Annotated in this window: 13 protein-coding genes, 1 pseudogene and 1 riboswitch; of the genes and pseudogenes, 2 read left to right on the top strand and 12 right to left on the bottom strand. The window is 39.5% G+C overall.

The features are described from left to right. Window positions 1-50: 50 nt before the first annotated feature. Window positions 51-1,343, bottom strand: a complete 1,293-nt coding sequence (locus NSQ84_RS06410; RefSeq protein ID WP_066250846.1) for a hemolysin family protein — start codon at window positions 1,341-1,343, stop codon at window positions 51-53. A gap of 768 nt (window positions 1,344-2,111) precedes the next feature. On the opposite strand from NSQ84_RS06410, the gene NSQ84_RS06405 reads away from it, so the two are divergent. After that, on the top strand, window positions 2,112-2,693 hold the full coding sequence (locus NSQ84_RS06405; RefSeq protein WP_066250848.1) for a carbonic anhydrase: 582 nt from the start codon (window positions 2,112-2,114) through the stop codon (window positions 2,691-2,693). A 301-nt stretch (window positions 2,694-2,994) separates the two neighbouring features. Here NSQ84_RS06405 and NSQ84_RS06400 read toward each other — a convergent pair. From NSQ84_RS06400 to NSQ84_RS06360, 9 genes and pseudogenes are all read right to left on the bottom strand, one after another. Continuing rightward, window positions 2,995-3,285 (bottom strand): annotated as a pseudogene (locus tag NSQ84_RS06400) (transposase); the annotation flags it as partial. Between the two features lie 238 nt (window positions 3,286-3,523). Beyond that, window positions 3,524-4,246 carry an AIR synthase related protein gene (locus tag NSQ84_RS06395; protein ID WP_327873728.1) on the bottom strand — a complete coding sequence of 241 codons (723 nt, stop codon included), beginning with the start codon at window positions 4,244-4,246 and terminating at the stop codon, window positions 3,524-3,526. A gap of 158 nt (window positions 4,247-4,404) precedes the next feature. After that, entirely contained in the window at window positions 4,405-4,842 is a 438-nt protein-coding gene (locus NSQ84_RS06390; protein ID WP_327873729.1) for a bifunctional adenosylcobinamide kinase/adenosylcobinamide-phosphate guanylyltransferase, read from the bottom strand. After that, complete coding sequence (locus tag NSQ84_RS06385; protein ID WP_327873730.1) at window positions 4,794-5,417, bottom strand: histidine phosphatase family protein; 624 nt, start codon at window positions 5,415-5,417, stop codon at window positions 4,794-4,796. Before NSQ84_RS06385 ends, NSQ84_RS06390 begins: the two co-directional genes overlap by 49 nt. Then, the gene (cobS, locus tag NSQ84_RS06380) at window positions 5,375-6,163 is read right to left on the bottom strand and encodes an adenosylcobinamide-GDP ribazoletransferase (RefSeq protein ID WP_144598464.1); all 789 of its coding nucleotides are present in this window, start codon (window positions 6,161-6,163) and stop codon (window positions 5,375-5,377) included. The genes NSQ84_RS06385 and cobS overlap by 43 nt, the downstream gene beginning before the upstream one ends. Then, window positions 6,160-6,732: a bifunctional adenosylcobinamide kinase/adenosylcobinamide-phosphate guanylyltransferase gene (locus NSQ84_RS06375; protein WP_327873731.1), complete on the bottom strand. Its 573-nt coding sequence runs from the start codon at window positions 6,730-6,732 to the stop codon at window positions 6,160-6,162. The genes cobS and NSQ84_RS06375 overlap by 4 nt, the downstream gene beginning before the upstream one ends. 230 nt (window positions 6,733-6,962) lie before the next feature. Further along, window positions 6,963-8,426: an adenosylcobinamide amidohydrolase gene (locus tag NSQ84_RS06370; RefSeq protein ID WP_327873732.1), complete on the bottom strand. Its 1,464-nt coding sequence runs from the start codon at window positions 8,424-8,426 to the stop codon at window positions 6,963-6,965. 4 nt (window positions 8,427-8,430) lie between these two features. Next, window positions 8,431-9,492: an iron ABC transporter permease gene (locus tag NSQ84_RS06365; protein WP_144598461.1), complete on the bottom strand. Its 1,062-nt coding sequence runs from the start codon at window positions 9,490-9,492 to the stop codon at window positions 8,431-8,433. Next, window positions 9,458-10,426, bottom strand: a complete 969-nt coding sequence (locus NSQ84_RS06360) for an ABC transporter substrate-binding protein (protein WP_327873733.1) — start codon at window positions 10,424-10,426, stop codon at window positions 9,458-9,460. The genes NSQ84_RS06365 and NSQ84_RS06360 overlap by 35 nt, the downstream gene beginning before the upstream one ends. Window positions 10,427-10,536: 110 nt before the next feature. Then, window positions 10,537-10,716, bottom strand: a riboswitch (cobalamin riboswitch). A 195-nt stretch (window positions 10,717-10,911) separates the two neighbouring features. Here NSQ84_RS06360 and NSQ84_RS06355 point away from each other — a divergent pair. Beyond that, a complete protein-coding gene (locus tag NSQ84_RS06355; protein WP_327873734.1) occupies window positions 10,912-12,357 on the top strand; it encodes an N-acetylmuramoyl-L-alanine amidase in 1,446 nt (481 codons plus the stop codon). 98 nt (window positions 12,358-12,455) lie between these two features. Here the strand turns inward: NSQ84_RS06355 and NSQ84_RS06350 are convergent, their stop codons facing one another. Beyond that, on the bottom strand, window positions 12,456-12,614 hold the full coding sequence (locus NSQ84_RS06350; RefSeq protein ID WP_130156947.1) for a DUF1540 domain-containing protein: 159 nt from the start codon (window positions 12,612-12,614) through the stop codon (window positions 12,456-12,458). Window positions 12,615-12,839: 225 nt separating this feature from the next. Next, on the bottom strand, window positions 12,840-13,421 hold the full coding sequence (locus NSQ84_RS06345; RefSeq protein ID WP_063389409.1) for a cell wall hydrolase: 582 nt from the start codon (window positions 13,419-13,421) through the stop codon (window positions 12,840-12,842). Window positions 13,422-13,586: the final 165 nt, after the last annotated feature.

Below are 13,586 nucleotides of genomic sequence, written 5' to 3'. Positions count from 1 at the left end.
CCTCCTCCTTTATATAAGAGAAGATCGGTACACATCTAAGTTATTTTACATTACTTTCTTTCAGCAATTTCAACTGTTTTGACATGAAACCCATCCATGTCTAAAATTTTAAATGAATATTGATCAAAATCAATTTCATCTCCAACTTTCGCATCCATTTTCTGTGTCAAAATCCATCCGCCGATCGTGTCAACATCGGTTTCTTTAATCTGGAGACCAAAAATATCATTTACTTCCTCTATCAAAACTTTTCCATCCACAACTGTTTTGGAATCATTAATTTTCTTAATTTGCGGTACTTCATCAGCATCAAATTCATCGCGAATTTCCCCAACGATTTCTTCCAAAATATCTTCGACTGTTACTAAACCTGCTGTACCGCCATATTCATCAATCAAAATGGCCATATGGATGCGTTCCATTTGCATTTTGACTAACAGATCATGGATAGGGATCGTTTCAATAACATGAATGACTGGCCGAACATATTCGCCGACAGTTTTCTCTTCATCAATTCCTTTGACATAATCGGCGAGTACTTCTTTCATGTTCACAATTCCGATCATATTGTCTTTATCGCCATTAAATACGGGATAGCGCGTGTAATGCTCCTCCATCACAATGGGAATGCAATCTTTTAATTTCATGTCTTTATCAAAAGCGACAATTTCTGTTCTTGGAACCATGATTTCTTTAGCAATTCGATTGTCAAACTCAAAAATATTGTTGACATATTTATATTCAGATTGGTTTATTTCACCGCTCTTATAGCTTTCGGACAAAATAATGCGAAGCTCCTCCTCTGAGTGGGCAATGTCATGCTCCTTAGCTGGTTGTAATCCAAATAATCCTGTCAGCAATCGAGCGGATCCATTTAACGTTTTGATAAACGGTTTCATGATTTTGTCAAAAAGAATGAGCGGGCGGGCAAACCTTAATGTAATTTTTTCCGCCATTTGAATCGCGAAAGTTTTTGGCGCTAATTCCCCAACAACTACATGCAAAAATGTAACTACTGAAAACGCTACAACAAAGGATAATAAGGCTGTTACCGATTCAGGCAGGTTGAAGTATTCAAAAACTGGATGCAATAAATGTTCGACCGTCGGTTCGCCAATCCAGCCTAATCCTAATGCAGTAATCGTAATCCCTAGCTGACAAGCTGATAAATATTCATCTAAATTAGCGATCACCTTTTTAGCTGCAATCGCTTTTTTATTTCCTTCCATCACCAGCTGATCAATTCTAGAAGTACGGACTTTCACGATTGCGAATTCAGAAGCAACAAAAAATGCTGTAAGAGCAATTAAAAGCGCCACAAGCACTAAATTCAATATTTCCAAATATTCTCCTTACTGGTTAAAATCAGTAAGGAATACACCTCCTATTTTCTGTTCTTATTATTCTTTTCTATAGAAAAATTATATGATAAATGAAAAATGAACAGAAGCACCTTTACGAGTTTGACACTTTGTTTTGACAACTTTTTCATCACGTTTTTGTGCGCAACAAAGTAAAACTCACGCTGTTTTAGCTGTTTATGAATCATTTTCATTATTATGAAAAATTTTCCATATAAGCAAAATGATATTCTTTACTTACGTCTTAACCAGCCAATTTACAATGAATTTCTTGCATTGATTGCTTCCATTGATCAGCTGGAAAGTTTAGAATTTGTCTTTTTTATGAACAGCCAGCCTTTCATTTTTGACAATACTGTTTTATTTTTTTAAGAAAATTTCTTATGTTTTCCATTTCCCATTCATTTGTTCGTTTCCAAACTTCAAAGATGGATGTTCAGAGGCAGGAGAGTATGCAGATTTCATTGTGGCAAAAGACCTCCTAATCTAGCCCTAAATTTTCCATCATGTAGTCACTCCTAATCATTAAATTATTTTTAATGTACTAAATAAAAACTATGTAGTCAACGTTTTCGTATTGAGAAAATCGTTAAACTCCTGCAAATCATGTATAATAAATGTCAAGGATCTCGGCTCGTCTTTATAGTTAAATGCCAGAAATCTCTGAAAAACGGCTAGACAGCCGAATTCTGACTTGCCAAACATAAAAAAATTTTATACTTTAGTCAATAAAAAGAAAGGGTTGAAAACATGAGTGTATTGAACGATATTTTATCCTTCAACGAAAATTTTGTTAAAAATAAAGAGTATATACCATATGAAACATCTAACATTCCCAATAAACATCTTGTCATTTTCACTTGCATGGACACAAGGCTTGTTGAATTACTGCCAAAAGCTTTGAACATTAAAAATGGGGATGTCAAAATGGTAAAAAATGCAGGTGCCGTGTTGACACACCCTTTCGGTTCAACAATGCGTTCCATTTTAGTGGCCGTCTATGAACTTCAAGCAGATGAAGTAATGGTTATCGGCCATCATCAATGCGGCATGTCGTCAATAAATCCAGAAGAGCTAATTGCCAAGCTGAAAGAACGCGGCGTAGATGAAAACACAATTAAAACATTAGAAAATGCAGGCATCGAACTGAAAACATGGTTTAAAGGGTTTGACAAGGTAGAGGACAGTGTCGCAAAAAGCGTTGAGATCATTAAAAACCATCCGCTCATGCCGAAAAATATTCCGGTACACGGACTCGTTATTGATCCTAATACTGGAAAACTAGACCTTATTGTCAATGGTTATGAAAACGAAACCGTTGATCAACGATAATCTGCTTTGAGGGGGGTCTAATAAGTCGTTTTTACGGCTTATAGACGCCCCCATTAATATTTTAGAAACGTTGATATATCGGTGTTTATGATTTTTTGTTTTCAATGGCGATTTGACTTTCTAAGACAGCCCCTTCTTACGATTAGTCAAGAGGTTTATCAATAGTTATTTGAGATAATGAATCTTTTTTTGGCGGAAGGGGTACCCCCTCCGCCAAAAAAAGATTTTCGCATGTCAAATAGACCTAACGATTTTTGCTTTTTTTTCGCTAGATCAAATATGTTATACTTTTCCTATACAATTACGAAGATACTGAAGCGATTTCGTAATTGTAAGTTAAATTGTGTGTAATAAGGTGGAAGAGGCACTTCAATAACTTATTCACACATGCGATGAACGCAACTTTATGACATTTGTTATAGGGTTGCGTTTTTAATTTGTCGTAGTATTCTACAAAATGATTGTGTCCAAAGCGTCGTTGGCGGATCATATTTTGAATCGTAAAATAAAGGATTTTGCGCAGATGACTGTTGCCACGCTTATTGATTTTATCTTTGTAAAACAATGTGCCTGATTGAAAACGCCTTATATCACATTCCTCCCGATTTTTATGTAGAAGTCTTCACTTCACCTTAACGATTCCCTTTTCTTATACACGATCTCAAAGATCCAACATACTGAAACTGATTCTTATAAGGGCAGTGAAGTAGGCCAGTTTTTCATTACGAACTTAAGGTTCTGGGGCTGTCACGACCTATTCTCCACTTCTACTATAAAAAATAGTAGCACAGACCATGGCCGTGGTCTGTGCTACTTATCTTAGTATGTTTTTAATCACCTGTATACAAACGATAAAAATGCCTGCCTGCAATGGCTGCAATTTCCTTTTCCCCTGCTGGATCATAAGAGAGCAAAAAACATGTCGCAGGTCCAGCTGATTTTTTTATATCAATTTTTTTTGAAACAATCATTGAGTGATTGAGTCCATTTTCTTGACATAATTCATTCCATTCGAATTGAATTCCTTTGGAGCCGACGGGAACGATTTCATACACAGATTTATGGTCTAAAAGTTTCTGAATAAGGGAAAGCGGAGCGATTTCCTCCTTATTCTTGATGACCTCTTCCCCTACAAGCGGTCTGCCAATGCAAGCAAATTTTGCATCTTTGGTCGTTCTTTTTATCTTCATTTCATCTTTTTTCACTTTCCCGATGACGATAATTCCAACTGCGGATTGAACCATAGAAAAATTGCTTTCTGTACTGCCCGTTATCGGGATCGGCTCCATGTCACATTCTGAAAAAATTTTGCAGCAGCCTTTTTTTAACCGATCCCATTCTTCATCACCGATAAAATTTTGGATTACAAGCGCAATCGGTGTTGCGCCTACTGCTAAACATTCTGATAAAGCAACACGCAATCCAAAATATGCAACGGTCTCGTAATCGACCTGTACGACATCGAAATCTTTTTCCCCTACTCCAGCAGAATTATCAGCCGCAATGACAAGATACTCATCGCTGACATTAGGCAGAAAAATCACATCCCGCATGATAAAAAATCTCCTTTTTTTGAATTAAAGATGTGCGATCTAACGGTCACGTGAAGTTGAAGCAGTAAGATGATAAGCAAAAACGTATGCTTTTCCTAAAAAATATATGTTCAAAGAACTTTCACTACTAAATTCAGGATGGCGCGTTCAGAGCGGTTTTACTTCAGCCTTTCGTTCAATCCGTACCAGATAATGTCAAAGCGATCAGCTTTTTTGACTAAATCTTGAAAGCAAAAACCGCATGCATCTCTCCAAAGTCTTTCTTGTTGGTCAACCGGTACAATTCCTTTTGTTATATCATTGCCGATGACGACGATTGTCCCCTTCCCTTCTTTTTCCCATCCACGCCATGCCTCGACCATCATATCCCAATAGTTCCGCCATTCTGCAAATTGATTCATAATCTGAAAGATATACTGTTCGATTCCTTCGATGATTGCTATTTTTTCAAATTGTTTTGTATGGAAAAGATCAGCAATATGTATCTGTTCATCATATCCGCAAAACCATTGATAGGAGGCGGTATCGTCCAAGGCATAAAATTTTTTCACCCATTTTCTTTTCCCGTTGAAGGCTCCCCCGACAACCACATGCATCTTTTTCCTCTCCTTACATCTGATCGTTTTCCTGTTAAACAATAAAATGCGCCGTGCTTTATTTGCCATTCCAAATAAGATTTCCGGCTAAAGCTGTATCGATAAAGAAGCTCGCGAATCACTCCGCCATGAGTAATAACAGCAATGTGAACGACTTCCTTCGAAGAAAAATGCTTAATGATTTTCTCCCATCCCTTTTTAACTCTTTTCGAAAACACCTCATATGCTTCACCATTTGGGGGAGGAAATCGCCAAAATTCACGCAGCCAATTTCTGTAACGATCATCATCTTTCAATTCTTGGTAGCATTTCATTTCCCATTCGCCAAAATTTATTTCACGCAGTTCTTTTAATACTGCATACGGTTTGTTCGGATAAATAATCCGGGCAGTTTCAGCCGCTCGACGCAAATCACTTGTAAATAAAAGATCAGGTTCGGAAGGAAATGCTAAACTTTGCAATGCTTTTTTTCCTTCATGAGAGAGCGGTTCGTCCGTCCAACCAATATACCGCTTTTGCATATTTGCTTCCGTTAATCCATGGCGAATAAGTGTAACAACCACAGCATCATCCATAAAACTGTTTCACTTCCTTCAATGGCTGCTCCGATAGCATCTCCTGTCAGACCGCCGAACGCCCGCAGAAAAAAACGTTTCAAAACTAAATACAGAAAAAAAGCGGAAACGGTCAACATTAGCAACAACGGGGTATAATGATGAAAAATGAATAACAGCAATAAAAGATAAACAATCAAAACAATGACGTCTTTTTTCGACAGTGCGTTAGAAAATAAGTAGCCTAATCCTTCTTGTTTTGCCATCCCCGGTCCTAATATCATTAACAGACAGGAGATTAAACGGGAAAAAAACGGGATCAGCATTACAAATAAAATGTCCAAATTTCCAGCTGTTGTTTCAAAGATGAATAAAAAGCGAAAAGAAAGAAGAAAAATAAGAGACAAAACGCCAAACGTGCCAACCCGTGGATCTTTCATGATCTCAAGCCTTTTTTCTTTGTCTCGATAGGAAAAATACGCATCCAGCGTATCTGTAAAGCCGTCCAAATGAATTCCTCCGGTGATCGCGATAAAATAAAAGAAAAGAAAAAAAGTAACAGCCACATCAGATAATGGAGTCCACGATTTTAATAAAAATAATAGGAGGCTCCCTAAACAGCCGATGAGCAGCCCAAGAACCGGCAAACTTAGTACCGCAATTTTCAGCCGTTTTTCATCAACCGGAAATTCCCGCCGAACCGGAATGATCGTGAAAAACTGAACAGAGAAGAAAAATCCGTAAACCATCATTTTCAGCGATTTCATTCCAGTTCTCCTTTCATTGCGATCGGAACGCCGAATTCCATCCTGATCGCTAAATCTGCACGCTCGACTATCCGTTGGTGAAGATGTCCGAGCAGACGGATATAATGATACACAAGCTTTGACCGCAAAGCCCCTTCCCAGCAGACTTCATTGGAAACAAGAACAAATTGAGCGCACTTAGTGAACAGCATGAGTTCGTTCCATATTTTTTCAAACACAAACCGACGATAAAGCGGATCTTCAACCCAGTCCTCATTCTTTTTAAACAGCTCGTTGGTCAAAAGGGTTGTCAGGCAATCAAGCAAGACGAGATCATTGGATGTGAGTGGCTTACTGAGCTTGCCAATATCCGTCGGCTGTTCTATTGCCAGCCAATCGACATCACTTTGTTCTCTTCTCTTTTGATGAAGGAAAATTCTATGTTTCATTTCTTCGTCCGTAGGTTGAGAAGTGGCAATGTACACAAACCGGCTGCCCTTTTTCCTCTGTTTCAATACGTAACGTTCTGCCCATGAACTTTTTCCACTTCTTACGCCGCCCGTTATAAATGTAAACACAAATTTTTTCACTCCTTTAAACCTTCAAGAAGCCGGTTATTTTTAAACGGAATAGATCTTCATGGAAACGGTCGAAAAAATAAGCCGGCACAGCCACCATAAGAATATCTATTTCTATCACGCTGCCCCGTGTCATTTATTTTCTTCGCTATGACGTTGTTCAAGGGCTGTTAAAAAAGCGGCTGCTTTGCCAAATAAATGGACATGTTATTCATCGCGGTTAAGAGAAGAGCAATGGATGATCAATCATTTATTGTCCATCTCTGCTTGTTATTTTGAATCGCTTTGACCGTGCTCTCATATACCCCTTTGGCTATCAACTTTCCGAGAGTAGCGCCCGTTCCGGCATGATGATGAAGGCTTCCCGTTTGTGTTGCGGCCAGCAGCACACTATCCATTGAAGCTTCAGCTGCGCTCGAACCGGTGGCAGAATCGATGATTCCTTCATCAAAAAGAGCCTTCGTTTTCGCTTCTGTGGCGGTCACCATGCCCTCGATAAAGGCTTGGTCAGATAAATGCCCGTTTATGAACATCCAAGTGTTGATTGCTCTAACGTGTTCGTGCTTTTCCATGTTTTTGGATGCATCTGCACCATGTGATATAGAAGCTGTAACGACGATAATTATCGAAATGCCCTCTTCTTCCCATTCTTCCACAACCCCGTCTTCTACATAAGAACTCGTCAGCATCCCGATTGTTTCATTCGGGCTGAAACCATTGTCCAGCAAAAAATTTATCATCTCCGTTTGGCTGCCAGAAACATGATCGTCTGTTGATACATGCCGGTTGACAAAGTGACGATGCCAGCCAAACCCGCCTCCGACAACTGCGGATGAAAGCGTTTTAAGCGGAGATGCCGCTTTTACATAAATAAGCTCCTTTGTCTGAATAACATCCCCTTTCGTAAAAACTTTTTTTTCATCATGCTTATGCTCAGGCGACAGCATCATTTGGGGGCGTGCTATTTCTGGATGGGATTGTTTAATCGCTGAAACGTCGTATACATGATGAATTGTTTTTTCATTTAATACCGCATTTGGATCATCAATCAGAACGGACTGGCCGTTTTTTAAGAGAAGCATTTTGTCACAATAAAGACTAGCTAAATTAATATCATGAAAAATAGACACTACTGTCAATCCATGTGACTTTGTCCATTTTTTTAATTGGTCAAGCAGCATTTTTTGATAGGTAATATCAAGATGATTGGTCGGTTCATCAAGCAAAAGCAAAGATGGGTTTTGTGCGAGTGCTTGAGCTAAAAACACTCTTTGTTTCTCACCCCCGCTTAAATGCTTGATCGATAGATGCTTCAATTTGGTTACGTTTGTAAATTCCATAACTTGTTGGATTACTTGTTCATCTTCGTACGTCAACCGTTTTAAAAATCCGCGCTGAAACGGATACCTGCCGAGCGCTACCGTCTCCCAAACTGTATAGTCAAACATTTGCGTATTGTTTTGCGGAAGTGAGGCAATTTTACGTGCCAGCTGTTTCGCGGAATAAGCTTGAAGCGGTTTTCCCTCCAGTTCAATTGTGCCGCTTCTTACAGGGATGAGTCCGCCGATCATTTTTAACAGCGTCGTTTTTCCGCTTCCATTCGGTCCTAAAATGCCAAACATTTCTCCCTTCTCTACAATAAAAGAAAGATTTTCAATAATATTCCGCCGTTGATATCCGCCGGCAATATTTTTGATCTGCAACATGCTGCTACCCTCTTCTTTCCATTCGTTGTTTCATTAAAATAAACGCGAAGCTTGGTGCACCAATCAATGCAGTAATGACACCGATAGGAAGTTCGGTTGGCGACATAATTGTTCTCGATACCAAGTCTGCTAAAATTAAAAAGCCAGCCCCAAATAAAGCGGATAGGGGAAGAAGATGCCGGTAATCATTTCCCCAAAGCAGCCTGTTCAAATGAGGAACGACAAGCCCTACAAATCCGATCGTTCCGCTTATCGCGACGGCTGCACCAGCTAAAATGGAGGCTGATGTCAAGATCAATAATTTCCTCTTTTTCACGTTTACCCCCAATTGATGCGCTTTTTCTTCTCCGAAGGCGAGCGCGTTCAGCTCTGTTCCGTTGGCTAAAATCAATAAAGAGCCGACGACGAAAAAAGGCAAAAGCATCATAACATATACCCAGCCGCGCATCGATACGCTGCCTAGAAGCCAGTTGACGATTTGCCTCAATTCCTCACCGGACATCGCGATCATAAAAGAAATCAAAGCCCCTAAAAAGGAGCTCATGATGATTCCCGTCAACACGATCGTTTCAATCCTCATCGCTTTATCAATCATTCCTGCGAAAAAAATCACAAAAATTATCGTCATGAATCCGGTTAAAATACTGGCTACCGGCAATGTAAAAAATCCGAAAAACGGAATGTGAATCCCGAAAAAAAGAACAAAAACAGCTCCTAATGATGCACCAGAAGATACGCCGAGCGTATAAGGATCTGCCAAAGGATTTTGCAAAAGTCCTTGAAAGGATGCCCCTGCCAGAGCTAGCGAAGCGCCGACAAGGCCAGCCAAAATAACGCGCGGCAAACGGATACTCATGACGATATTTTGCGTGTTTTCATCAACGCTGCCATTTCCGCCCATGTGAAAAAGGGCGTCCCCAATCATTTGCAAAATATCAAAAAATGATATTGGAAACGTCCCGATGGAAACACCAAGAAAAATAGAAAAAACAAGAAAACAAACGGTCACCATATAGGCGACCACGTGTTTATTATTCGAATACATCCGGGTAAACCGCTTTTGCAAGTTCTTCTACTCCTTCTACCAATCTTGGACCTGGACGGCTCACTAAATCTTCATTCACTTCATAAACACGCTTTTCTTTAATGGCTGTAACATTTTCCCATCCCTTGCGGCCAAGAACTTGTTCAGTTGCGTTTTCAACATAATTTCCATAGGTGATGATGATGGTATCAGGATTTAATTTCACTACCGCCTCTTCCGTTATTTGCGGCCATCCTTCCTGATCGCCCGCTGCATTTTCCGCATTGATGATGGCAAGCATTTCATCCATAAACGTTCCTTTTCCTGTTGTATACAGCTGAGGCGGAGCACTGATTTCGACAAACACTTTTTGCTTTTCGTCATCTGTTATATTTTTCGCTTTTTCTTTTAATTCATTTACTTTTGTTTTCATATTTTGAACGATTTCATCTGCTTTTTCTTTCGTTCCGGTAATTTTCCCGATCGTCTGAATAGTTTGATACACTTGTTCAAACGATGTTGCATTCTCAACAACAAATACGGTAATGCCGGCTTCTTTCAATTGGTTTAATCCTTCTTTGGCATTTGCAGCGCTTGAAGCATGCGCTAAAACAAGATCAGGCTTCAAAGAAATGATTTTTTCCACGTTGAAATTCATATCACCGACTTTTTCCTTGTTTTTCACTTCTTCCGGATAGTTGTCCAATTCTGTTACCCCAACAATTTGATCGCCTAACCCTAGTGTGTAAACAATTTCTGTATTGCTTGGAATAAGTGAAACAATACGCTTCGGTTTTTCCTTGATTGTTACATCTTCACCTAATGCGTCCTTCACTGTAACTGGGAATAATTTGGATGTTTGTTCGCTCGCGTTGCTGTTATTTTCTTTTTGTTCTGCATTATTCGTTTGTCCGCAGCCCACTAGAAGTCCAACTAAAAGCAATAACGATAAAAACAGTGCAGAAAACTTTTTCATGACGTTCCTCCTCCAATAAAAAAACATCTTCTTTTTTTGATAAGAAGATGTCTGAAAACAAGCATATCGCTTTGTTCTGTTTTCAAACACCTCCCTATCCTCGTAGGGTTTTTAGGCGTGTTCAAACAGGCAGGTCTCCTGGCTCATGGTCATCGCTCCCTGAACCTTCCCGTAGACACAGTGGCATTTTCAGGTTGCTCCCATTCACAGTGGCGGGACCGCGTTGGATTTTCACCAAACTTCCCTTTTAAGCGGACAAAAGTGTCCGCACCTGTTTGCTTTTGAATGAAATTGTCGACGAATGTAATTATACATCATTCAAATCCGTTCTGGTAGAAAAAATGTGAAAATGCTATGTCAAGTTTTATATTGGACTTTTTATAAGGTTTTCAATTCAACCGTGTTGATTTGAACCGATTGCCGTAAAAATGAATAAAATTTTAATGGATGGGTAATTGATTTTAGGAACGAAGGAGGATCCATAAGTGACAGTCGTTCTTTTAGACCCAGGCCACGGTGGAAGTGATCCTGGTGCAACATTTAGAAGCTATGAAGAAGAAGACTTTACGCTGACTATTGCCTTAATGGCCAGAGACCATTTGCTAGAAAACTTTCAAGTAGATGTCGTGATGACACGAACGAACGATCGCACTGTCAGTTTAGAAGAAAGAACGAGTTTGGCAAACAGACTAAATGTCGATTTTTTCTGCTCCATCCATGTCAATTCAGGGGGCGGAACAGGATTTGAAAGCTATATTTACAACCGCGGTGCATCCAATAAAACGATTCAATACCGTTCCATCATTCATAATCATATTATGAGCGTAATCGGGCCAAAATATAACGTACAGGACCGCGGAAAAAAAAGCGCCAATTTTTTTGTGTTGAGAGAAACGAAAATGCCCGCGGTTCTATTGGAAACATTATTTATCGATAATCCTAACGATATCAAATTGTTAACCTCTTCTGCTTTTATAAGTGATTTTGCCGTCAGTGTGGCGGAAGGAATAGGAAAAGCCCTTAATTTAAAGAGAAAGGCAAGCACAACAAAAAAGCCGTCGACAAAACCGTCGGCTCCTGTTTCAAACAACACGCTTTACAAAGTGATTGCCGGTTCCTTCAAAGAGCGTAAAAATGCAGAACAACGCGTAAAGGAACTGAAGGGAAAAAACGTGGACAGTTTTATTTCACCTGCTAATGTTAACGGCACAAGTTTTTACCGTGTTCAAGCAGGGGCTTTTCAACATTTGGAAAATGCGAAGGAGCAGTTGGCAAAACTTGTGCAGCTGGGCTATAAAGATGCTTTTATTTTAACTCCCGAAGAGCAGCGAGCAAATCCGCCAAGGCAAAATCAACTAGCCAGCTTGCTGTCTACATCAGAGCCGCAAGCATCCGCCACAGAAGACATTTCTATTTTAGGAGAACCGCTTTTATCGGGAACATTGTTGGATCAGTTCGTAAAAAATACGAATCCAGATGCACCTCAACTGGGCGATTTATATATCCAATTAAGCAAACTATACGGAATACGCGGTGATATCGCTTACGCACAAGCCATTCATGAGACGAACTATTTTCGCTTCACCGGGGTTGTCGACCGCAGCCAAAACAATTTTGCCGGAATTGGAGCGACAGGCCCGAATGTCCGAGGAGCAAGCTTCTCCACATCAAGAGAAGGAGTTCTCGCTCATTTGCAGCACTTGTTTGCTTATGCGACAACAAAGCCTCTTCCAGGTGATGAGCCGCTTGTAGATCCAAGATTTCATTATGTGAAGCGCGGATCAGCTACCACTTGGAAAGAATTAAATGGAAAGTGGGCGGTTCCTGGAGATCGTTACGGAGAAATGATTTTATCGATTTACCGTTCCAACCTTCAATTCGCTGTTCAACAGCTTTCCTCCATGATTGCGGAATTAAACAAACATGTATGATCATTTTTTTAATCTATTTTCCAATAAACGTGAATAAAATTGAAAATCATTATCAATAATAAAAGAGAGCCGAAATGGAATTCGGCCCTCTCCATTATTTAGACAGTTTCCGGTTCAAATGTTTTACAATCCGTTTCCTTTTGATCTTTGGCGGTTTTCCCCGAATGGCTGACAACATAAATGGAATCAGCTGAACATCTATTTCCATCCGCCCAATATTTGCAGTTGTTTACTTCACATAAAACGTCTTGTGCCATCGCATGTCACCTCCCAATTATAGAATTGCCATCGGAAGGTGTTTTGATACGACACAAATAGTTTTTGACAATGACAATTTTTTAAAAATATGCATCTCATGGCAAAAAAGTATGACGGGATGAAAAATATTTTAATCCATCGTCCTTGCTTGATTCGATTTTTTTCATTAGGAACGATTGTGCTGGAATAAAAAATAAGGAAGCTGCTGATAAGCAGCAGCTTCCTTATTTCGCAAAGACGTGATCGCCTATCACAATTGTTGTGTTTTTAGTTCGAACCCATTGGTCGTCCGTCTTTTTCGGATTATAAAAATACAGGGAGCCTTGACCTAAACCGTGGAATGCCAAAGCTTCATTTACTGCTCTTTTGGATTCCTCACTTGCAGGCTTGTTAATCTCTCCATTTGCTACAGGAGTAAATTGGCGATCTTGATAAATAACCTCTGTAATTGTATCAGGATATAAAGGGCTGTCTACGCGATTTAGTACAACAGTGGCAACCGCAACTTTTCCTTCGTATGGTTCTCCTTTTGCTTCTGCTTCTACTAATCTAGCCAATAAATCTTTTTCACTTGCTGAGATAGTTGGCGGAATAGTCAACTCTTCTCCAACATATAGTTCATCAGTTGTTTTATTGTTAACGGATTTTAGTTTTTGAACTGAAACCCCGTATTTTAGACCAATTTTCCAGAGTGTATCTCCTTCTTTCACCGAATAGGCAGCGCTTGCCTCACTTCCTTGTCCGGTGAAAACAATGGCAGCAAGAGCAATAAATGAGGAGAAGATGAATTTTTTTATTTTCTTCATAAATCCTACCTCCTTTTTTTCGCTCTCTATTACCCTAACATCTTCTAATCTAGAATTCATTAAAAAATCTTTTCATATTATTCATAAATATTCCAGCAAAGGTTCGGCGTTTACATATGTCTTTTGGAAACATTTTGCTGAATACACTGTACTTTGTTCTTTTAG

It is taken from the genome of Aeribacillus sp. FSL K6-3256 (genome assembly GCF_037965805.1).
In the GTDB taxonomy this organism is placed as follows: Bacteria; Bacillota; Bacilli; order Bacillales; family Aeribacillaceae; genus Aeribacillus; species Aeribacillus composti.
This window is presented reverse-complemented; position numbering and strand designations above follow the sequence as displayed.

Coding starts and splice junctions, on each gene's coding strand:
- NSQ84_RS06405 (WP_066250848.1), top strand. CDS start 2,112: ATGAGTGTATTGAACGATATTTTATCCTTCAACGAAAATTTTGTTAAA.
- NSQ84_RS06395 (WP_327873728.1), bottom strand. CDS start 4,246: ATGCGGGATGTGATTTTTCTGCCTAATGTCAGCGATGAGTATCTTGTC.
- NSQ84_RS06390 (WP_327873729.1), bottom strand. CDS start 4,842: ATGCATGTGGTTGTCGGGGGAGCCTTCAACGGGAAAAGAAAATGGGTG.
- NSQ84_RS06385 (WP_327873730.1), bottom strand. CDS start 5,417: ATGGATGATGCTGTGGTTGTTACACTTATTCGCCATGGATTAACGGAA.
- cobS (WP_144598464.1), bottom strand. CDS start 6,163: ATGAAATCGCTGAAAATGATGGTTTACGGATTTTTCTTCTCTGTTCAG.
- NSQ84_RS06370 (WP_327873732.1), bottom strand. CDS start 8,426: ATGTTGCAGATCAAAAATATTGCCGGCGGATATCAACGGCGGAATATT.
- NSQ84_RS06360 (WP_327873733.1), bottom strand. CDS start 10,426: ATGAAAAAGTTTTCTGCACTGTTTTTATCGTTATTGCTTTTAGTTGGA.
- NSQ84_RS06350 (WP_130156947.1), bottom strand. CDS start 12,614: ATGGCACAAGACGTTTTATGTGAAGTAAACAACTGCAAATATTGGGCG.
- NSQ84_RS06345 (WP_063389409.1), bottom strand. CDS start 13,421: ATGAAGAAAATAAAAAAATTCATCTTCTCCTCATTTATTGCTCTTGCT.